At 58.4% G+C, this 19,776-nt stretch carries 17 protein-coding genes; 6 read left to right on the top strand and 11 right to left on the bottom strand.

The genetic code is table 11. The features are described 5' to 3' along the window. Position 1 precedes the first annotated feature (1 nt). The 3 genes from recA to ABDK11_RS06455 form a co-directional block, all read right to left on the bottom strand. On the bottom strand, positions 2 to 1,048 hold the full coding sequence (recA, locus tag ABDK11_RS06465; RefSeq protein ID WP_346839484.1) for a recombinase RecA: 1,047 nt from the start codon (positions 1,046 to 1,048) through the stop codon (positions 2 to 4). A 187-nt stretch (positions 1,049 to 1,235) separates the two neighbouring features. Further along, positions 1,236 to 1,754 (bottom strand): CinA family protein, encoded by a 519-nt coding sequence (locus tag ABDK11_RS06460; protein ID WP_346839483.1) that lies wholly within the window; start codon positions 1,752 to 1,754, stop codon positions 1,236 to 1,238. Between the two features lie 197 nt (positions 1,755 to 1,951). Then, positions 1,952 to 2,197: a DUF6482 family protein gene (locus tag ABDK11_RS06455; RefSeq protein ID WP_346839482.1), complete on the bottom strand. Its 246-nt coding sequence runs from the start codon at positions 2,195 to 2,197 to the stop codon at positions 1,952 to 1,954. Between the two features lie 229 nt (positions 2,198 to 2,426). Here ABDK11_RS06455 and ppnN point away from each other — a divergent pair, with 229 nt between their 5' ends. Next, the gene (ppnN, locus tag ABDK11_RS06450) at positions 2,427 to 3,800 is read left to right on the top strand and encodes a nucleotide 5'-monophosphate nucleosidase PpnN (protein ID WP_346839481.1); all 1,374 of its coding nucleotides are present in this window, start codon (positions 2,427 to 2,429) and stop codon (positions 3,798 to 3,800) included. A 38-nt stretch (positions 3,801 to 3,838) separates the two neighbouring features. Here ppnN and ABDK11_RS06445 read toward each other — a convergent pair whose 3' ends face one another. After that, positions 3,839 to 4,717 (bottom strand): AraC family transcriptional regulator, encoded by an 879-nt coding sequence (locus ABDK11_RS06445; protein ID WP_346839480.1) that lies wholly within the window; start codon positions 4,715 to 4,717, stop codon positions 3,839 to 3,841. Between the two features lie 244 nt (positions 4,718 to 4,961). Here ABDK11_RS06445 and ABDK11_RS06440 point away from each other — a divergent pair, with 244 nt between their 5' ends. The 4 genes from ABDK11_RS06440 to mmsB all read left to right on the top strand — a co-directional run bounded on the left by ABDK11_RS06440 (position 4,962) and on the right by mmsB (position 9,842). After that, on the top strand, positions 4,962 to 6,452 hold the full coding sequence (locus ABDK11_RS06440) for a CoA-acylating methylmalonate-semialdehyde dehydrogenase (RefSeq protein WP_346839479.1): 1,491 nt from the start codon (positions 4,962 to 4,964) through the stop codon (positions 6,450 to 6,452). A gap of 77 nt (positions 6,453 to 6,529) precedes the next feature. Continuing rightward, on the top strand, positions 6,530 to 7,690 hold the full coding sequence (locus tag ABDK11_RS06435; RefSeq protein ID WP_346839478.1) for an acyl-CoA dehydrogenase family protein: 1,161 nt from the start codon (positions 6,530 to 6,532) through the stop codon (positions 7,688 to 7,690). Positions 7,691 to 7,818: 128 nt separating this feature from the next. After that, entirely contained in the window at positions 7,819 to 8,949 is a 1,131-nt protein-coding gene (locus tag ABDK11_RS06430; protein WP_346839477.1) for an enoyl-CoA hydratase/isomerase family protein, read from the top strand. A gap of 2 nt (positions 8,950 to 8,951) precedes the next feature. Then, positions 8,952 to 9,842, top strand: a complete 891-nt coding sequence (gene mmsB / locus ABDK11_RS06425; RefSeq protein WP_346839476.1) for a 3-hydroxyisobutyrate dehydrogenase — start codon at positions 8,952 to 8,954, stop codon at positions 9,840 to 9,842. 103 nt (positions 9,843 to 9,945) lie between these two features. Here mmsB and ABDK11_RS06420 read toward each other — a convergent pair whose 3' ends face one another. From ABDK11_RS06420 to ABDK11_RS06405, 4 genes are all read right to left on the bottom strand, one after another. Next, positions 9,946 to 11,097: an aromatic ring-hydroxylating dioxygenase subunit alpha gene (locus tag ABDK11_RS06420; protein ID WP_346839475.1), complete on the bottom strand. Its 1,152-nt coding sequence runs from the start codon at positions 11,095 to 11,097 to the stop codon at positions 9,946 to 9,948. 121 nt (positions 11,098 to 11,218) lie between these two features. Beyond that, positions 11,219 to 12,406: an acyl-CoA dehydrogenase family protein gene (locus tag ABDK11_RS06415; RefSeq protein ID WP_346839474.1), complete on the bottom strand. Its 1,188-nt coding sequence runs from the start codon at positions 12,404 to 12,406 to the stop codon at positions 11,219 to 11,221. A 52-nt stretch (positions 12,407 to 12,458) separates the two neighbouring features. Then, complete coding sequence (locus ABDK11_RS06410; protein ID WP_346839473.1) at positions 12,459 to 13,220, bottom strand: ThuA domain-containing protein; 762 nt, start codon at positions 13,218 to 13,220, stop codon at positions 12,459 to 12,461. 82 nt (positions 13,221 to 13,302) lie between these two features. Beyond that, positions 13,303 to 14,064 carry an SDR family oxidoreductase gene (locus ABDK11_RS06405; protein ID WP_346839472.1) on the bottom strand — a complete coding sequence of 254 codons (762 nt, stop codon included), beginning with the start codon at positions 14,062 to 14,064 and terminating at the stop codon, positions 13,303 to 13,305. Positions 14,065 to 14,352: 288 nt separating this feature from the next. Between ABDK11_RS06405 and ABDK11_RS06400 the strand changes: the two genes are divergently transcribed. Next, positions 14,353 to 15,387, top strand: a complete 1,035-nt coding sequence (locus tag ABDK11_RS06400) for a zinc-binding dehydrogenase (protein WP_346839471.1) — start codon at positions 14,353 to 14,355, stop codon at positions 15,385 to 15,387. A gap of 87 nt (positions 15,388 to 15,474) precedes the next feature. On the opposite strand, the gene cofH is transcribed toward ABDK11_RS06400, so the two are convergent. From cofH to cofD, 3 genes are read right to left on the bottom strand one after another with little or no spacing between them, the layout of a single operon-like run. Beyond that, the gene (cofH, locus tag ABDK11_RS06395; protein WP_346839470.1) at positions 15,475 to 17,979 is read right to left on the bottom strand and encodes a 5-amino-6-(D-ribitylamino)uracil--L-tyrosine 4-hydroxyphenyl transferase CofH; all 2,505 of its coding nucleotides are present in this window, start codon (positions 17,977 to 17,979) and stop codon (positions 15,475 to 15,477) included. A gap of 19 nt (positions 17,980 to 17,998) precedes the next feature. Beyond that, the gene (gene cofC, locus ABDK11_RS06390) at positions 17,999 to 18,745 is read right to left on the bottom strand and encodes a 2-phospho-L-lactate guanylyltransferase (protein WP_346839469.1); all 747 of its coding nucleotides are present in this window, start codon (positions 18,743 to 18,745) and stop codon (positions 17,999 to 18,001) included. Positions 18,746 to 18,769: 24 nt separating this feature from the next. Continuing rightward, positions 18,770 to 19,735 carry a 2-phospho-L-lactate transferase gene (gene cofD, locus ABDK11_RS06385; protein WP_346839468.1) on the bottom strand — a complete coding sequence of 322 codons (966 nt, stop codon included), beginning with the start codon at positions 19,733 to 19,735 and terminating at the stop codon, positions 18,770 to 18,772. Positions 19,736 to 19,776: the final 41 nt, after the last annotated feature.

Here is a 19,776-nt window from a genome sequence, read left to right as displayed (position 1 = left end):
ATTACTCTTCGGGGGCCTCTACGGCTTCTACGGTCTCTTCCGGCTTGGCCGCCGGCACCAGATCGCCGAGCAACTGCGCGCGCAGAGCGCCCTCAATCTCGTCGCGGATATCCTGGTTTTCCTTCAGGAACTTGCCCGCATTGGCCTTGCCCTGACCGATCTTGTCGCCCTTGTAGCTGTACCAGGCACCGGCCTTGTCTACCAGGCCCAGCTTCACGCCGTAGTCGATGATCTCACCGATCAGGTTGATGCCCTGGCCATACATGATCTGGAATTCGGTCTGCTTGAACGGCGGCGCCACCTTGTTCTTGACCACTTTCACGCGGGTCTCGTTGCCCACCACTTCGTCGCCCTCTTTCACAGCGCCGATGCGGCGGATATCCAGGCGCACGGAGGAGTAGAACTTGAGCGCATTACCGCCGGTGGTGGTTTCCGGTGAGCCGAACATCACACCGATCTTCATGCGAATCTGGTTAATAAATACACACAGGGTGTTGGTGTTCTTGATGTTGCCGGTCAGTTTGCGCAGCGCCTGGGACATCAGGCGCGCCTGCAGGCCCACGTGGGAATCGCCCATCTCGCCCTCGATCTCGGCGCGCGGGGTCAGGGCCGCCACCGAGTCGACAACCAGCACGTCCACCGCGCCGGAGCGCACCAGCATATCGGCCACTTCCAGCGCCTGCTCACCGGTATCCGGCTGGGACACGATCAGCTCGTCCACGTTCACGCCCAGCTTCTCGGCGTAGATCGGATCCAGCGCGTGCTCGGCATCGACGAAGGCACAGGTGCCGCCCTTGCGCTGGGCCTCGGCAATGACCTGCAGGGTCAGCGTGGTTTTACCGGAGGATTCCGGGCCGTAGATCTCGACGATGCGGCCACGCGGCAGACCACCGATACCCAGGGCCACGTCCAGACCCAGGGAGCCGGTAGAAATGGCGGGGATGCGCTCGCGCTCCTTGTCCCCCATGCGCATTACCGTACCCTTGCCGAACTGGCGCTCAATCTGAGACAGCGCCGCCTGCAGTGCCTTGTCTTTGTTGGAATCCATGACCATTCCCGTGTATTTGAACATTGTTGATTGGGGGCAAGCTTATCGAAGGATTACTGTATAAGCAACCAGTGATTTGAACCTGGAACCTGAAGCTGAACGCCTGCCGGCGAAACCCGCAGGAGCCGGCCCTGCTGGCGAATCGGGGGAGCTGATTGCCGGCAAGGCAGGCTCCTGCAATTTCGGCTCAGGGCGCGGGGTGCGCTCGCACCAGTGCCAGCATGCCCCGCAGTGCCTCGGCTACCGTCTGCGCCTGCACCGCGGCGCGGTCGCCCTTGAAATGAAAGCAGCGCGCGTCTATCTCCACCGGCTCCTGTCCCACCGAATGGGCCCAGGCGATCCAAACGGTGCCCACCGGCTTCTCCTCGCTACCACCGTCCGGACCGGCGATACCGCTGACGGCGACGGCCAACTGCGCATCCATCAACCCCAGTACACTGCTGGCCATCTGCCGCACCACCGGCTCGCTGACCGCACCGAAGGTTTCCAGGTCACCCTCCTCCACGGTCAGCAGATCGCGCTTGATACGGTTGGCGTAGCTGACCACTGCCCCTTCGAACCAGTTCGACGCGCCAGCCACCGAGGTAATCGCCGTCGCAATGCCACCCCCGGTACAGGACTCGGCCGCGGTCACATGCCACTCGCGCTTGCTCAGTTCCTCGCCCAGCGACTCAGCCAACTGGTGGATGTCGGTGTCCAGTGTCATGGAGGTGTTCCAAATTGCCCAAAGGTACAAGAATACCGTCTCACCGCTTCGTCAATCAAAGCTCGCGTGAGGAACCGCACGAGCAGCGAGATCGACCCACTACCACACTTGCGGTCACACATTGGAGAGATCAGACCCGGACGTCGGGTACAGGGATTTTCAATCTGGTTGATAGCCGGACACTAAATAGTACTCCGCTACCAGTAAAGCCTGATACGCAGCGGCGCTGTATCGTCAGACAGACCGCACATCTCCTCATAGGGCGTCTGCTGTTCCAGCCAGACTTCCTCTAAAGGCTGCGCCAGAAAATAATCGCGGATCTCTTCCAGGCAGTGAAACTTACGCGGCCTGGAACGGCGATCGGCGAGCAGGTGGACCCCGTTTTCATCAATCGTCTCAACAAGATAGATATGGCCTTCCAGGGAGAGTATCTGCAGGTTCATGTTCCCTCCTTCGGCGTTGGCGACACACGCCGGTGCGATACCACAATTCCAGCATAAGGTGGCAACGGAGAAACAGGAAACCGGCCCTCGCGCGGAAACCTGCGAAGTGCGAGCGTGTCACGGCCAACATCCACGTGTTCTATCCATACGGACACAAAGCGCGGCGCTGCTGGCGTCCATATGCTATTTCTTATAGTGTCAGAACAACTAGCATAAACAGGAGGGGCGCATGTCCATCGATGTCGTCGATGCGGAAGTTTCGCCAACCGGGCCATTCGATATCCTGTCCAAATACGAAATCCACAAGCTCACGGACGATAGCCGCGGCCCTCAATACCAGCTTTTCCGCAACTGCTCCCTGGCGGTGCTCAATTGCGGGAACTACATGGACGATGGCAAGGAACTGCTGGAAAAGTATGCCGACTTCGATATTTCCGTCATCCCCACGGAGCGCGGGATCAAGCTCAAGGTGGCAAACGCCCCGGCCAGTGCCTTTGTTGATGGCAAGATGATCCGCGGTATCGCCGAGCACTTATTTGCGGTTCTGCGGGATATTATCTACGTCAACAGCGAAATTACCGGTGATCCACGCTACGACCTGGTCTCGGCGCAGGGGATTACCGATGCGGTTTTCCACATCCTGCGCAATGCCGACACCTTTAACCGGACCCGTTCACCCAGGCTGGTAGTGTGCTGGGGCGGGCACTCCATTTCGCGCGAGGAATACGATTACACCAAACAGGTGGGCTACGAGCTGGCTCTGCGCTCTCTCGATATCTGCACCGGTTGCGGCCCGGGTGCAATGAAAGGGCCAATGAAAGGCGCCACCATCGGCCATGCCAAACAGCGCGACCGCAACGGACAATATCTCGGCATTTCCGAACCCGGCATCATCGCCGCCGAGGCACCCAACCCGATCGTCAACCAGCTGGTCATCATGCCGGATATCGAGAAACGCCTCGAAGCTTTTGTGCGCACCGGCCACGGCATTGTCGTATTTCCCGGCGGCGCCGGCACCGCCGAGGAGATCCTCTATCTGCTGGGGATACTCCTGCACGAAGAGAACAGGCAACACCCCTTCCCACTGATCTTTACCGGCCCCACGAGTGCGGCGGACTATTTCATCCGTATCGACCAGTTTATTGCCAATACACTCGGGGAATCCGCCAGGTCCCGCTACCAGATTATTATCGACGACCCGGCGGAAGTCGCGCGGCAAATGGCCGCCGGCATTCAGGATGTCCGCCAGCACCGCAAGGAAACCGGCGATGCCTATTATTACAATTGGCAACTGAAAATCTCGGCGGAGTTTCAACGCCCGTTTGCGCCCACCCATGAGAATATGCGCAAACTCGCATTGCACACCAACCAGGAACCCTACCTGCTTGCGGCCAATCTGCGCCGCGCGTTTTCCGGCATCGTATCCGGCAACGTGAAAGATGAAGGGATACGCAATGTAGAGAAAAACGGCCCCTACGAACTGGCCGGGGATCCCGCGTTGATGCACAGCATCGACACCCTGCTGAAATCCTTTGCCAAACAGCAACGGATGAAGCTGCCCGGCAAGGAGTACATTCCCTGTTACAGGATCGCCGGCAGCTGACACCGGGGAACTCGCCTCCCGGCACCGATACGTCCGTTTTAGCGATGCATGGAATTGCGGTATTTTGACGGTGAGAGACCGGTCACCCGCTTGAACACTCGGGAAAAATACAGCGGATCGTCGTAACCCAGCTGAAAGGAAATTTGCGCCACACTGAACCGGGTGCTATCGATCAAAAAGCAGGCGCGCTCAACCTTCATGTGGATAAAATGCTGCAAAGGCGCATATCCTGTCAGCTCTTTATATTTATGCGCGAAATGATATTTTGACAAGTTGCACAGCGCCGCCAGCTCTTCAAGGCTCAACATCTGGTCGAGGTTATCTCGCATATAATTGCGTATAACCTCGTAATCAAAGCCTTTTTGACGCTGCGCACGTTTTTTCTGCAACCTTGCGAGCAACGTCAAGATTTGCCGGAGCTGGTTTGCCGAATGTACGAACGCAGCTTTTCCATAGCCGGTTCTGGCGATACTGAGCAGGGACTTAAAACTGGACTTTAGCGCCGGCTCAGCCACCCCTTTCAGCAGCGGCATGCTGCGCGTCAGCCCAGCGTGTGCAAGAAACGCATCGGCAAGCCCACCGCGGAAGTGACACCAAAATATCGTCCATGGATTTGCATCATCGGCTCGATAGCGATGGGGCAGACCACGCGGTAAAACCACGACATCACCGTTTTCTACACTGCCACAAAAGTTACCCGCCTCAAGCTCACCGATACCGGTTTCGCAGAATAGCAACAGGTAATCATCGTGATGATCCCGGATCATGTGATGACCAGCAGCCGCAGGGTAATAGCCCATCGCCGTGGGGTAGCACTCCCGCGTCAGGACATTCTCGCTCAAGTGATCAAGAATAAATCTGGGCGTAAGGAAACGCAGCCCTTTCTCTGGCAATGGCCAGCTCGATGGTTCGCTCATGATGCGTCATTGTAAGCCGATAAATCAAAACGCAGCAATATCATCCATGTTTCTCGCAACTTCTCCAATGCCTGTCCGGCACCCACCCGGTACAGTATGGGTAGATTGGGATTTCGAACCGGCTTGGTCGGTCGCACAGGCCCACCAAATCATCCCCTTGCCCGACCAGCACCGGAACAGGGCGCGCGAGCGCGCAACATCATTACCCAGGCCAACTCCAATAGACAATAACCGGAGCAGAATCATGACTAGACAAGTCCCCCTGCTGATCAACGGCGAGTTCATAGAAAGTGCCGGCACCCACAAGCAAGATGTTCTAAATCCAGCAACCCAGGCCGTGCTGGCACAGGTTCCCTTCTCAACCCCGGAAGAAGTAGACCGGGCCGTTGCCGGGGCACGGGCTGCGTTCGAAGAATGGCGCGACACCCCGGTCCCTGCACGCGCGCGCCTGATGCTGCGCTACCAGCACCTATTGAAGGAGCACCAGCGGGAGATCGCTGAAATCCTGGCTGAAGATAACGGTAAAAACTTCGAGGATGCCATGGGGGATGTCTGGCGCGGTATCGAGGTCGTTGAACACGCCTGCAATATCCCCAGCCTGATGATGGGCGAGACCGTCGAGAACGTGGCAACCGGGGTGGATACCCACAGCGTGGTACAACCCCTGGGCGTTACCCTGGGTATTACCCCATTTAATTTCCCGGCGATGATCCCGCTGTGGATGTTCCCGATGGCGGTTGCCTGCGGCAACGCGATGATCCTCAAGCCGTCAGAGCAGGTCCCCCTGGCAACGGTGCGCCTGCTCGAGCTATTCCAGCAAGCGGGCGCACCCGCAGGCATCGTACAGATGGTGCATGGTGGCAAGGAGCAGGTAGCGCAACTGATTAACCACCCGGATATCGTCTCTTCCTCATTCGTCGGCTCGGTGCCCGTCGCCGAGTATGTGTACCGCTCCACTACCAATCTGCTCAAGCGCTCGCAGTGCTTCGCCGGCGCCAAGAACCATATGGTGGTAATGCCCGACGCCGACAGGGAAACCGTGATGAACACCCTCGTGGGCGCTACCGTAGGCGCCGCCGGCCAGCGCTGCATGGCCATCAGCGTTATTGTGTTCGTGGGTGAAACCATCGAGTGGGCCGGTGAATTGGCGGAGCGGCTGAAGCACGTTCGGCCCGGCGTCTGGAATGACCCGGAAGCAGCGTATGGCCCCCTCGTCAGTCGAGCGGCAACCGAGCGCGTAAAAGGGCTGATCCAAAGCGGCATCGACCAGGGCGCGACCTGCGTCGTCGACGGGCGCGACATAACTGTCGATGGCTACCCGGATGGCAACTGGGTGGGCCCTACCCTGTTTACCGATGTCACTACCGAGATGGATATTTATCGGGAGGAAATTTTTGGCCCGGTAGTCTGCTGCCTCAATGCGGACACGCTGGATCACGCCCTGGAGATCGTCAACGACAGCCCATACGGCAACGGCACCTCCATATTCACTACCTCCGGTATCCACGCGCGCAAGTATCAGCACCAAGTACAAGTAGGCCAGGTAGGAGTGAACATCCCCATCCCAGTGCCACTGCCCTTCTTCTCTTTTACCGGCTGGAAAAAGTCGTTTATGGGCGACCTGCATGCCTATGGCAAACAGGCGGCGCGCTTTTATACCGAGACCAAGACTATTACCTCCTCCTGGAAAGAGTCCCCGGTATCCACGCCGAATATGAGTATCGCCCTGAAATAGCGCCGGGAACGATCCAGGCCGTCCGAGCGGGGCCCTGAGGGCCCCTCTCCATCCACCCACACGCACCAGGCCAGGCTATGAATTACGAACTCTCAGAAGATCAGGCCGCTTTTCGGGATGCCGCACGTAAATTCGCGCAAAACTCCATGGCACCCTGCGCGGCGCGCTGGGATGCCGAACACCTGTTTCCAAAGGCGCTGTTTGTTGAGGCCGGGAGCATGGGCTTTATGTCCCTGTATGCTCCGGTCGAGGCCGGTGGTATCGGCCTCAGCCGGTTGGATAGCACACTGGTCATAGAAGAACTGGCTGCAGGCTGCACATCGACTGCCGCCTTTGTCAGCATTCACAATATGGCATTCAACATGCTCGCGCGTCACGGCAGCGATCTACTCAGGTCAGAGTGGTCCGAGGCGCTGGCATCAGGTCGCAAGCTGGCGAGCTACTGCCTGACCGAGCCGGGAGCGGGTTCCGACGCGGGCTCGCTCACCACCAGGGCAACGCGGGATGGCGACACTTATGTCATTAACGGCAGCAAGTGCTTTATTTCCGGTGCCGGCGAGACGGACCTCCTGATTACAATGGTACGCACCGGGGAACCGGGGCCGAGGGGCATTAGCTGCATCGCCATTCCCGCCGATACCGAGGGGGTGGACTACGGCAAGGCTGAAGAAAAACTGGGCTGGCATAGCCAGCCGACACGAACCATCAGCTTCGAAAATGTGCGCGTGCCTGCGACCAATCTGCTCGCCGATGAGGGACAGGGCTTCAAGCTTGCCATGGAGGGGTTAGACGGTGGCCGAATCAATATTGCCGCCTGCTCTGTCGGTGCGGCGCGCGCCTGCCTGGATTTATCGGTGAGCCATGTCAAAGAGCGCCGGCAGTTCGGCCAGGCCCTGGCAGACTTCCAGAACACCCAGTTCAAACTCGCCGACATGACAACGCAGCTGATCGCGTCCCGGCAGATGATCAGGCTCGCCGCATCCAAGCTGGATAGCGACGCACCGGATAAAACCAGCTTCTGCGCCATGGCCAAACGCTTTGCCACAGATGCCGGCTTCCAGATCTGCGACGAGGCAATCCAGCTGCATGGAGGCTACGGTTATATCCGCGAATACCCCATCGAGCGCTATTTCCGCGACACCAGAGTGCATCGCATTCTCGAGGGCACCAATGAAATCATGCGACTGGTCATAGCCCGGCACCTCTTGTCCGAGCATCACGCCGGCCTGCTGAAGTGAAACCATTTACTGGCCGGATCCACCCGTCTGCACCACAACACATACCGACAGATCGAGAAAAGCATCCCTGACTTGAATGCCGCGGAAAAAATCCAATCGAGCTTCGCAAACACTACAAGGGTGCCCATATGACCGATACTGTCCTAGTTCACACCCGCGAGGCCACGCAGGGGAGCATCGGTATTATCACGCTGAATAGCGAAAAAACCCTCAACAGCCTCACTCTCGGTATGGTCCAGACGATACGCCGGCAGCTGCTGGCCTGGCAGGATGATGACACTATCGCCCTGGTGCTCATTGAGGGCGCCGGCGACAGGGCCTTCTGTGCCGGCGGCGACGTGCAGCAGATTTACCATTCCGCCATCAGCAGCCGCAATGGCGCCTGTGAGTATGCCGAATCCTTCTTTCAGGAGGAATATCGGCTGGATTACCTGATTCATACCTTCACCAAGCCCGTTGCCTGCTGGGTCAACGGTATCGTCATGGGCGGCGGCCTGGGGCTCGTCGCTGGTGCCAGTCATCGCATCGGCACAGAAACAACCCGCATCGCGATGCCTGAAATCACCATCGGCCTATACCCCGATGTCGGCGCCACCTATTTTCTCAATCGAATGCCACACAAGCTGGGCCTATTTCTTGGCCTCACCGCCGCATCCATCAACCTGAGCGATGCCGCCTATGTGGGGTTAATCAATTACTCCGCGCCAGCCGGAAAGCGCAGTGAATTTTTGCACCAGCTCTCGCAGCAACAGTGGCAGTCCGGAACCAATCGACCAGCAAACAGCGCAATTCTGGATGAACTGCTGCAGACCTACGCGGTGTCGGCGCCCCCGGCGGGCAACCTCGAAGTACTCGCCGCGGATATCGAGGCCGCCTGTGGCAGGGACGGCCTGAAAGAGGTTATCGCGGCCATTGCCGAACTCGACGGTGACTCGGCATGGCTACGCAAGGCCCAGAGGGGGCTACAGGCGGGTTCACCGCTGGCGGCATGGCTGATCTACGAACAACTGCAACGCGGCGCAAACCTGGACCTGGCCGGCGCTTTCCAGGCCGAGTGCCTGCTCTCAACCAACGTCGTGCGTTACCCGGAATTTACCGAGGGTGTGCGAGCGCTGCTGATCGAAAAAGACAATACGCCGAAATGGCAGTTCCCGCGCATCGAAGACGTGCCAGCCAAATTGATAGAGACCTTCTTTGTCGCGCCCTGGGTACGCAACCCGCTCTCCGGCCTGATTCCAACCCCCGTTAAAGGAAAGTAACCATGACAACCATTGCATTTATCGGCCTGGGCAATATGGGCGGCCCCATGGCCGCCAATCTCGTGGGCGCCGGTTACACTGTCAATGTCTATGACCTGGTACCCGATGTCGTGGCCACGCTCGCACAGCGGGGGGCCCGCGCCGCCAGCAGCCCACAGGACGCCGTCAGGGGCGCCGACGTGGCCATCACTATGCTGCCCGCCGGCAAGCATGTATCCGGCCTGTATCTGGGTGAGGATGGCACTGGCGGGCTGCTCCAGGCGCTGGACGACCACTGCCTGGTTTTGGACTGCTCAACAATAGATGGGGAAACCGTGCAGCGACTGGCCAGCGCCTGTACCGAGAGAGGGCTGGATATGCTGGATGCCCCGGTCTCCGGCGGCGTTGCGGCTGCCCAGAAGGGGACACTGACCTTTATGTGCGGTGGCACCGAAGAGGCGTACCGGCGCGCCGAATCCATACTGTGTGCCATGGGCAAGAACATTTTTCTTGCCGGGGGCCACGGCGCCGGGCAGGTCACAAAGATGTGTAACAACATGTTGCTGGCGATTCAGATGATCGGCACCAGCGAAGCTTTGCAAATGGGGGCCAATAGTGGCCTGGACCCGAAAGTCCTCTCGGAGATCATGCTGAAAAGCTCTGGCCGCAACTGGGCCCTGGAGCTTTACAACCCCTTCCCCGGGGTCATGGACAGCCCCGCTTCGCGCAATTATACGCCCGGCTTTATGGTAGACCTGATGAGCAAGGATCTCGGCCTGGCCACCGCCAATGCCAGGGCCACCGGCAGTAAAATCCCGCTGGGAGAACAGGCCGAAGCGCTCTACCGGAAAAAACAGCAACAGGGCGATGGCAGGAAGGACTTTTCCAGTATTCTGGAGCTGCTGAGCGATTAGTCCGGCCGGACGCGAACATCTACGGCAAACTGAAGTAATGAAAATCGACCGGCCTGCCCCGGGGGGAAACCCGCCGGGGCTTTCTAGTTGTCCGAATCGCCGGCTAGGCGTCGAGAAGGTCGTGTAGCTGGCGGTGCATATTCTGCACTCCCGGCTCGTTGCGCCCGATGATGACCTTGCGCTCGAGACCCGCCTGCAGCCCCCGGTGTACCCTGTCTACCAATCCGTAGTCTTCCGTAACCGCGACATCGTTGATCATCTGGAAGTAGCCTTCGAAAGCCTTCTGCTCGTCTTCGTTTTTAGGCTTTTCCGGAATAAACATACTGTGATACACCACAGACCGGCCGGGACTGATCGGGTAGACACGCCAGGTCTGGAAATGGTCGTTCACGACAAATATCACGGTATTGGGGAAGATGTAATTGACGAAAGAGCTGAACTCCCGCGGCTCCCACTCCGCCTCAGGCTTGTCTTTCAATTCGTTGATTCTGAGTGAGGGCGAACCCATGGAGTGGTTGCGGCCGTACTGCTGGTAGTTGGCGATATTGCTGTAGGCCATGGTGCCGATACTTTCCGGGTGCAGGAACTCGAAGTGGTAGAACTCGTGGAAGGTATCCATGTTGAGCTTCCAGCTGAAGTCCGTATACACCTGCTTGACCCCCAGATAGTGGTGATCCTCGAAGCCAAATCCGGATACCCGCTCCTGGATCCCGCTCAACACCTCATCGATGTCGAAGGTCAGTTCCGGGTTCGGCATCACGAAGATCATCCCGTACTTCTCTTCCACTTGCAGGGGCCGCAGCCCCAGCTTGCCGCGATCAACTCCCGGAAACCCGTCTTTACCGAACGGGATGCCCACGAGCTCGCCGTCCAAGTTGTAACTCCACCCGTGGTACGGACACGAGAACATCTTCCCGCGCCGCGCCTGGCCACTGGCACACTCAGCCAGCGGAGCCCCTCTATGCGAACAGATGTTCACAAAGGCATTGAGTTTGCCATCGGCGTTGCGGACCACCAGAATGGGAATACCGGTATCGTCAAAAGCGTAATAGTCGCCGGCATTGGAAACCAGGCAACTGGGCCCGACAAACTGCGCATAGTTGCGGAAAAGCGCTATTTTTTCCTGTTCGAACTGCTCTGGGCTGGTGTATTCGTTGACATCAATCTCCATGACACCATCGGCCATCGAGGTAGTTTTCTTTTCCACCAGATCCATCAGGATCTTGATCTCGCGAATTTGGTCCGGACGCTGCATGTTGATATCCCCGATGGTTATTCTATCTCAGTCACAGACATCTCTTTCGAATGGAGTTAACGGAAGCTGCAGAGGCGCAGTGACTCGCCTCCGGCCAAGCTTGGCAATGTGAGACTGCTGGCTAGAGCCCCAATACCATTTTCGCTATGATATTGCGCTGCACTTCCTGGGAACCGCCGAAGATCGAGGCGGCGCGGGTATTCAGGTAACGCGGCACCACCGAGCTGATAAAGTCAGGGCGCAGGCCACTGTCATTTTCCGGCGGGTCCATAGCAACCCCCCGATAACCAATAACTTCCACCGCGAGCTCACTCACCGCCTGTTCCAACCTGGTATAGGTGAGCTTCATGATCGATGATTCCTTACCGGGATTCTCTCCTCCGCTGATCGAGGACAAGATTCGCAACTCGGTAATTTCCAGCGCTTTCAGGTCAATCTCCAGCCTTGCCACTCTGCGCGCTATGGAGCCACTTGTATCAAAACCGGGCGTAACCGTATGAATATCCTCGATAAGCTGCTTGAGGTGATTTAACTCGTGGCGGATACGGTCGCCGTTAAACCCGCCGCCGCGTTCGAACTCCAGCAGGTACTTGGCATAGGTCCAACCCTTGTTCTCCTCACCGATGCGATCACTCTGCGGAACCCTGACATTGTCAAAAAATACCTGGTTCACCTCGTGATCACCGGCCATGGTGATGATCGGCTCGACAGTGATGCCGGGCGTAGACATATCGACGAGCAGAAAGCTGATGCCGTGCTGCGGCTTGCACTGGCTGTCGGTACGGACCAGACAAAAAATATGGTCAGCCAGATGCGCGTGGGTAGTCCAGATCTTGGAGCCATTGAGGATATAGTCGCTCCCGTCTGCGTCGGCTCTCAGCTTCAGGCTGGCCAGGTCCGAGCCGGCCCCCGGCTCCGAATAGCCCTGGCACCAGTAGTGCTCGCCACTCAGTATTTTCGGCAGGAACTCCGCCTTCTGCGCCTCGCTGCCGAACGCCATGATCACCGGGGCCAGCATCAGCAAGCCCAGCGGGATCAGCATCGGTGCTCCGGCGTGGTAACACTCTTTGCTGAACAGGTATTTCTGCGCAGCGGACCAGTCGGTTCCGCCGTGCTCCACGGGCCACTGGGGTACCGCCCAGCCCTTTTCAACGAGGATAGCCTGCCATTCCAGTGCTATCTCTTTCTCAACAAAAACGCTGCTGTTGTTCCTTGTCGCCGCGACAATATGCGCGGGCAGGTTATCCGCCAGAAACTGCCGCACTTCCTGTTGAAATTTCAATTCATCCGGGCTGAACGAAAGATCCATACTTTGGCCTCAGACACTCTTTAGCTGGCAAGATCGCACACAGGTGCAGTCCTTAGACCGGCTGCATCGCCCATTGAATACCGCGCCGCAGAAGCTCGTAATACTCTTCGGTTCGCCAGGCGCCCTCTTCCGGCTCCGGGTACTCCTCAATAGCGGGCTGCATATCGTACTTTCCGCGACAGTGCCCCAGCGTGAGATACAGGACCTGCCCGTGGCCATAAGGGTGGATGTAGAGCACCGGCTGGATATCATCTTCCTTGACCCAATCGTTACTGGTGAAATTCTCAACCGGGGCGTTCCAGTGCGTGTGTAGCAACGTCTGGTATTCTCCGTGAAACTTGCTGAGGTACAGCTCATCATCGACTTTAAAACTGGGAATATCTTTCACCAGTGGATGATCGGGCTCGGTTGGAATCACGTCGTATTCATGGATGGGGGGATGCGCCATAAACTGGCTGCCAACGAGTTCCATAAACGGGACATTCTCCTCCGGGCAGTCGACAGTAAATCCGCTGTCGTTGACCAGGAAGCGCAAAATCGAGTTGGTGCCGTGCAAGGCAAACCATTTCTTGCCGCTGCGGATATACTGGCAGAGGCGCTCGGTCTGAGCATCCGTGGGAATAACATCGCAGGTATAGGTTATGATGAAATCTGACGCGCAGATTGCGTCAATATCGCTGTAGTCTTCGCCAACACGAACTTTGACCCGTGGCTGCTCAGCCAGCAGTTTCAGAATTTCCAGCCGCGCATGGTCGATATTGTGATATTTGCCACCCGCGACGAGATAGACATCTATTCGGTCACTTTTCCCCATGATCACCACCTCATTGTTGTTGGTTTATCCGGAGTGGTTCTCGGCGAACCGCCCCGGTGGTGCGAATGTGTAGAGCGGGTGGTTACAGCTGTACGCGCTTGGTAAAGCCACCGTCAGCGACCAGGTTAACGCCGGTAATAAGACTGGCCGCGGGGCTGGCCAGGAATGTGACGGCCAAGGCGATTTCATCGGGGCTACCCATGCGTCCCTGGGGAATCTGTGCGAGAGTGCCTTCATATAATTCCGGCATATTTTCCTTGATGTACTGCCAGGCGCCGCCCTCGAAGTAAACGGGTCCCGGCGACACGCAGTTCACACGGATACCCTGCGGCGCCAGGGCCTGGCTCAGCTGCTTGCCGTGAATAACCAGTGCCCCCTTCATCGCGTTGTAGGATTGCGGCCCCATGAAGGTCTCGACGCCAGCGGTACTGGCAATAATGACAATCGAGGCCGCCTCAGAGTGCTCGAGGAACGGCATCGCCGCCTCGATTCCGCGTGTGGTGCCCAGCACATCGACATTCAGGTTATTGATCCAGCCTTCGTCGGACATGTTGCCACCGCCGGCACTGACATTCGGGACAAAAATGTCGATCCCTCCGAGCTCGTCGCCGACCTCGGCGACCCACTTCTGGTAGGTGTCTTTGTCCGCGACATCGACCACCGCTCCGGTGACCTTCACGCCTTTGGCCCCGAGGGCTGCCACCGCGGCATCGACTTCGCCCTTGTTGCGGGCGCAGATCGCCAGGTCCACCCCCTCATCTGCCAACAGCTCCGCAATCGCGCGGCCAATGCCCCGTGTTGCACCAGTGACCACCGCCTTCTTGCCGTTAAGTCCGAGTTCCATCTTGATCTCCTGGGGTCTCTGTAGCCGCCCTGCCGCCCCAACAGCGCCGTTTGGCACAGGAAAACGCAGCCTGTTCATCATTGGTTATCGACTGACTCCTGAAGTTATCAGACCTCCAAATTAAAAACAATCAGATTTGACTGTTTGTTTTTGTTGCATTAGCCTGACTGCGGATTCGCCGGGCGTATGGCCCGGAGTTTATTTCCCCGCGCGCCCGGGAGCACTGTGGCGATAACAACCTGCTAATGATCCGGAGAAAAACATGGAAAAATTCGTCGGGGGGTCACTATGAAAGCCGCAGTATTCAAACAGATTGGACAGCCGCTCAGTGTGGAGACCGTAAATGACCCCACCCCGGAACCGGGTGAGCTGGTCATGGAGGTCAACTACTGTGGCATCTGCGGGACAGACCTGCATGCCACCCGGGAAGGATTGACCACCGCCTGTTGCGGCCAGATTCTCGGCCATGAGTTTGTGGGCGTTGTCGCGGAAGTCGGCAAAGAGGCGACTGGCGACTGGCAGATCGGTGACCGTATCTGCGCCCTGCCCTTTATTGCATGTGGGAAATGTCGCGCCTGCGCCAGCGGCGAATTTTTCCAGTGCATGAATAAAAAAGTCTCTGGTGTCGATGACCAGGGCGGCTTTGCCGATTACGTCACGACAGGCAGCCGGGAAACGCTGCGTATCCCGGATAACCTGGAACTGGAAAGCGCCGCGCTGGTGGAACCGCTGGCTGTCGGGTTACATGCAGTGCGTGTGGCCAAACTCCAGGCCGGCAGCCGGGTACTGATCATGGGGGCGGGCCCCATCGGGCTTACCGTCGCATTGTGGGCACGCTTCTTTGGTGCCAGGGATATTGTCGTGAGCGAGCTGACCGAAACACGGGCTGCACTGGCAAAAAAAATGGGGGCGACGCAGGTTGTCACCCCGGATGTCAGCGCGGGAGCCGATGCACTGCTGGAGCAGTTCAGCGACCTCACCGGCGCAGCACCCGACGTTATTTTTGAGTGTGTTGGGGCCCCGGGCCTCCTGCAGCAATGCATGGAAATCGCACCCTACGGTGGCAAAATCATCCCGGTAGGTGTTTGCGAGCAACCGGATCACATCATGCCTTTCCTCGGCCTGATCAAGGAGCTGAGCGTCCAGTTTGCCATTGCCTACACCAAGGACGACTTTGAAACGTCTATCGCGATGCTGGCTGAGAAACGTATTGATGTCGCGCCGATGGTGACCGATATCATCGGCCTCGACGACCTGCCCGGCGTTTTCGAAGCGCTGCGAAAACCCGACCACCAGTGCAAAGTCCTGACCAGAATCAACTGACCCGGCTTCGCCAGCGTATTGCCACCCCACAACAGCGGCCTACCATCGGTAGGCCGCCCCCACCCAACCGTAAATGATCCGCAGGTCCTAACCACTGGCGATCAACTCCGCCTCGCAGGCATTTCCGTCCACCGGGCTTTCGGATGCAATGTATTCGGGGGCCGAGCGCACCAACTCGCGCTTGGCCGTGCAGAACCGGCGCCGGCCATCGACTGCGGTGTTAACCACCGGCGCCAGCCGTGCGGCATGAAACGACCTGGCGATGCGCTCGGCCGGGACCTCGCCATAGGTGGTGGATCTCTGCCGGGGGATACGCGCCATCCTGCGAATCAATTCCTCCATGATGCCCGGCGCCATCTCCTGACCATGGGTTGCGCCGGCGGAACGGGTAATCGTTTCATTCATCAGTGTCCCCCCCAGGTCGTTGGCACCGCTGTTGAGACATGCCGCTGTTCCCGACTCCCCCATCTTGACCCAGGATGTCTGGATATTGTCGACGCTGCCGTGCAGTGCCAGCCGCGCCACGGCATGCATCAGCAGGGTCTCGCGGAAGGTCGGCCCCATGCGGGCCTTGCCCTTGAGGAAAATCGGTGACTCACTGGCGACAAACGGTAGCGGCACAAACTCGGTGATCCCACCCGTGCGCGACTGCACCTCGCGGATGCGCAACAGGTGCCTGGCCCAGTGCACCGGCTGATCCACATGCCCGAACATGATGGTAGAGGTGGTGCGCAGACCAACCTCATGGGCGGTTTCAATCACCTCCAGCCATTCACGCGTGTTGATTTTGTCCGGACAGAGCAGTGCGCGCACTTCATCGTCCAGTATTTCCGCCGCGGTACCGGGCAAACTGCCCAGACCGGCCCGCTTCAGGCGCTGCAGGTAAGTCCGCACGTCTATACCCAGTGTCTTCGCCCCCTGCCACACTTCCAGTGGTGAGAAGGCGTGCACATGCATATCGGGTGTTACCGACTTGATATCGTCGAGGATATCCAGATAAGTCTGGCCGGTGTAGTCCGGGTGAATGCCGCCCTGCATGCACACTTCTGTGGCACCGCGCGACCAGGCCTCACTGGCCCGCCGCCGGATCTCGCCCGAATCCAGGTCATAGGGGCGCCCGCGCAGGTTTTCACTCAGCTTGCCCTTGGAGAAGGCACAGAACTGGCACTTGAAATAGCAGACGTTGGTGTAGTTGATATTACGATTGACGACATAATGCACCGTATCACCATTGACCGACTGCCGTAGCAGGTCCGCCTGCTGGCACAGATAGGCCACTTCCGGGCCACGCGCCTGGAACAGACGCAGGATTTCCTGCTCCGCAAGCGCTTCCCCCTTTTTTGCCCGCGCGACAATCGCCGTCAGATCTGGCGGTAGAGAATCCTCTCCTGCTGCGCCACTCCACCCGACCGCCAATCCCGGCGGAAGGTCTGCGCTCTGCCCGCTTATCCAGCCATCATTACGTGCATACCCTTCTGCATCCACCAGCTTCAATACTGGCTTGCGCAGTTTTTCATCGAGCCACTCCTGCCCGGCACAGGCAAATTCAGGGTATATCGTCAGGCGTTGCTGCAGATATTTACCCGCAAGCACAGATTCCCGCTCCAGTTTCTCCACCTCGGGCCAGGGCGCTTCCGGGTTAACAAAATCCGGGGTAACCGGAGACACACCGCCCCAGTCATTGATCCCCGCCTTCAGCAGTTTTGGCAGAACGCCCGGACTCAGGTTGGGCGGGGCCTGAATATTCATTCCGGGGCCAAAGATGATTCGCGCTACCGCAATGGTCCACAGCAATTCCTCGAGATCCGGCTCCGGGGCCTGGGCCATGCGTGTTCCCGGTTTTGCGCGGAAGTTCTGGATAATCACTTCCTGGATATGTCCGTAGCGGTGATGCAGCTCCCGAATCGCGAGCAGGGATTCGATCCGCTCACGGCGTGTTTCTCCAATACCGATAAGTATGCCGGTGGTAAACGGGACCCGGGCTTCACCGGCGCGCCGCAGTGTTGCCAGCCGCCGCTCCGGGTCCTTGTCCGGGGAACCGTAATGCGGCTGCCCTTTCGCGCACAATCGCGGCGATATCGACTCCAGCATCAAACCCATAGATGCCGAAACCGGTCGCAGCATCTCGATCTCGGCGCGGCTCATGCAACCGGCATTGATATGGGGCAGAACCCCGGTTTGTTCTAGTACCGTCTGCGCCACATGGGCTACATAGGCCAGCGTTGACCCGAACCCCATTTCCTCGAGCGCATTGCGCGCAGCGCTGTAGCGGTCTTCCGGCCTCTCACCAAGGGTAAACAGCGCCTCCTTGCAGCCTACGGTGGCGGCCTGGCGGACCGCCGCCACCACCTCGCCCACCGACATGTAGGGGTTTTCCACCTTGTTGGGCGTCTGCGCAAACGTGCAGTAGTGGCAGACGTCCCGGCACAACTGCGTCAGGGGAATAAAAACCTTGCGCGAGTAGGTCACCAGGTTGCGAAACTGCCGGTCACGCAGGCCTGCCGCGATTTTCATCAGCCCCCCCGTATCGGCACTCTCCGCCAATCGCAGTGCGTCCGTTTCACTGGGCAATAGATACTTTTTTATGTCCATGTTTATATCCGGCCTCTGGTCAACTTACCCGGTGATAGTGCAGGCCCACCGGCGCGGTGGGCTCCGAAGTGGCCAGGCCCAATCGCCCGGCCAGCCCGATGGAATGGATACAGTCATAGGAATGTACAGCGACGCTGGAGGACGCCAGCTGCACCAGCTTTACCAGTTCGACGGGCGTATCGATATCACACATCAGGCCCGGCAGGCGCAGCACCTGCAGCGGCAGGCCGATGCGACTCGCCTGGGTGGCATGGGCGAGAAAACTCTGCCGGCCATAGCAATAGGTCAACGTCGACGCCGGTGTGCAGACAAGGCAATTTGTGCCCTCCCGGCGCTCGTCGGGGATTATTGTCAGCATAGGACTCGCGGAACGGCCCGCAATCGCCCCCCCCTGCTGTCGATGCGCCTGCAGCAAGCGAGTGATTTCATTGGGCGTAAGCAGTGGCATGTCGCCGTGGATCACCATGACATCATCGATGCCTCGCCTCGCCAATACATCGACCCCGGCCTGCACCGCCGGATTCAGCCCGCTCACCTGCAAGCCAGCTTCACTCAGCAACTCTGCGCCGTAGTCTGCAGCCAGTTTTTTTGCCAATGGATCATCCGAGATAATCAGCGTCCGCTCAATATCCGGGTGCCGCCGCAACACAGAGAGGACATCCTTTACCATCGCCTCAAACAGCTGAACGCGTTCCTCAGCGCTCAATATTCCGGCTAGTCTCTGCTTAGCGTGTGCAAATTCTTTTAATGGTAATAATGCCCACATAATTGGCTCCATATCCCCGGAGAGTCATTCGTGAACCAGCGATCGAGAGAACTGCACGGCGCTCTCGGCCAGGTCAATCCTGTCCTGCAGGCCCTGCATCACTGTTGGCACTACCAGCGTCTTGATGCCGAGGCTTTCAATTTCTTCCGCCTGGTGAGCGTCGGCCTCATCGAGAATATATCCATCGAGCAGGCTCCCGTAATATCCGGCAACCGCTGCGGCACTCACTGGCATCGACATGTCCTCCATCATTTTGGCTGCAGGTCCCTTGATTGCGAGGCCCGCTACAATTGGCGAGACCGCCACCACCGGTGCACCGCACTGCCGCAGTGCATCACGGACGCCCGGTAACGCCAGGATTGGCTGAACGCTGACAAAGGGATTGGAGGGACAAATCACAATTGCTGCCAGTGCATCCCCCTGTAACAGCTCCAGGAATTCGGGGTGTGGCTGTGCCGTCCCAATCCCATCGAAGCGAAACCCGGTTACTGCCGGCTTGCAGCGATCGCGGACAAAATAGTGCTGGAAGGCCAGCTCTCCCCCTTCAGTGCCAACCAGGGTGCGCACCGGATCATCCGACATCGGCAGGACTTGTGTGTCTATTTCCAGTTTCCGGCACAAATGCCCGGTTACGGCGGACAGGGAATATCCCTGCGCGAGCAATTGTGACCGCATCAAGTGCGTCGCCAGGTCCTGATCGCCCAGCTGGAACCAGGTGTCGCCACCCAGCCGTTCCAGTGCGGCAAGTCCATTCCAGGTCTCACCCGCGAGCCCCCAGCCTCTTTCAGCGTCGTTCAGACCCGCGAGGGTATACATTACCGTATCCAGGTCGGGGCAAATCGTCAGTCCCAGATGCTCGAAGTCGTCACCGGTATTCACGACCACGGTCAACTGATCTGCAGGCAGACTGTGCTTGAAGCCCAGAGCCAGTTTTGCACCGCCTACCCCACCACAAAGCGCCAGTACTTTCTTATTATCTGCAACCAACACCCCAAGCTCCTATGTCCTTCAGTTCCCGCTACCACCGCTTA

The sequence above is a fragment of the Microbulbifer sp. SAOS-129_SWC genome, from assembly GCF_039696035.1.
Lineage (GTDB): Bacteria > Pseudomonadota > Gammaproteobacteria > Pseudomonadales > Cellvibrionaceae > Microbulbifer.
The sequence above is the reverse complement of the archived record's forward strand: the minus strand, read 5'-3'. Positions and strand labels throughout refer to the sequence as shown.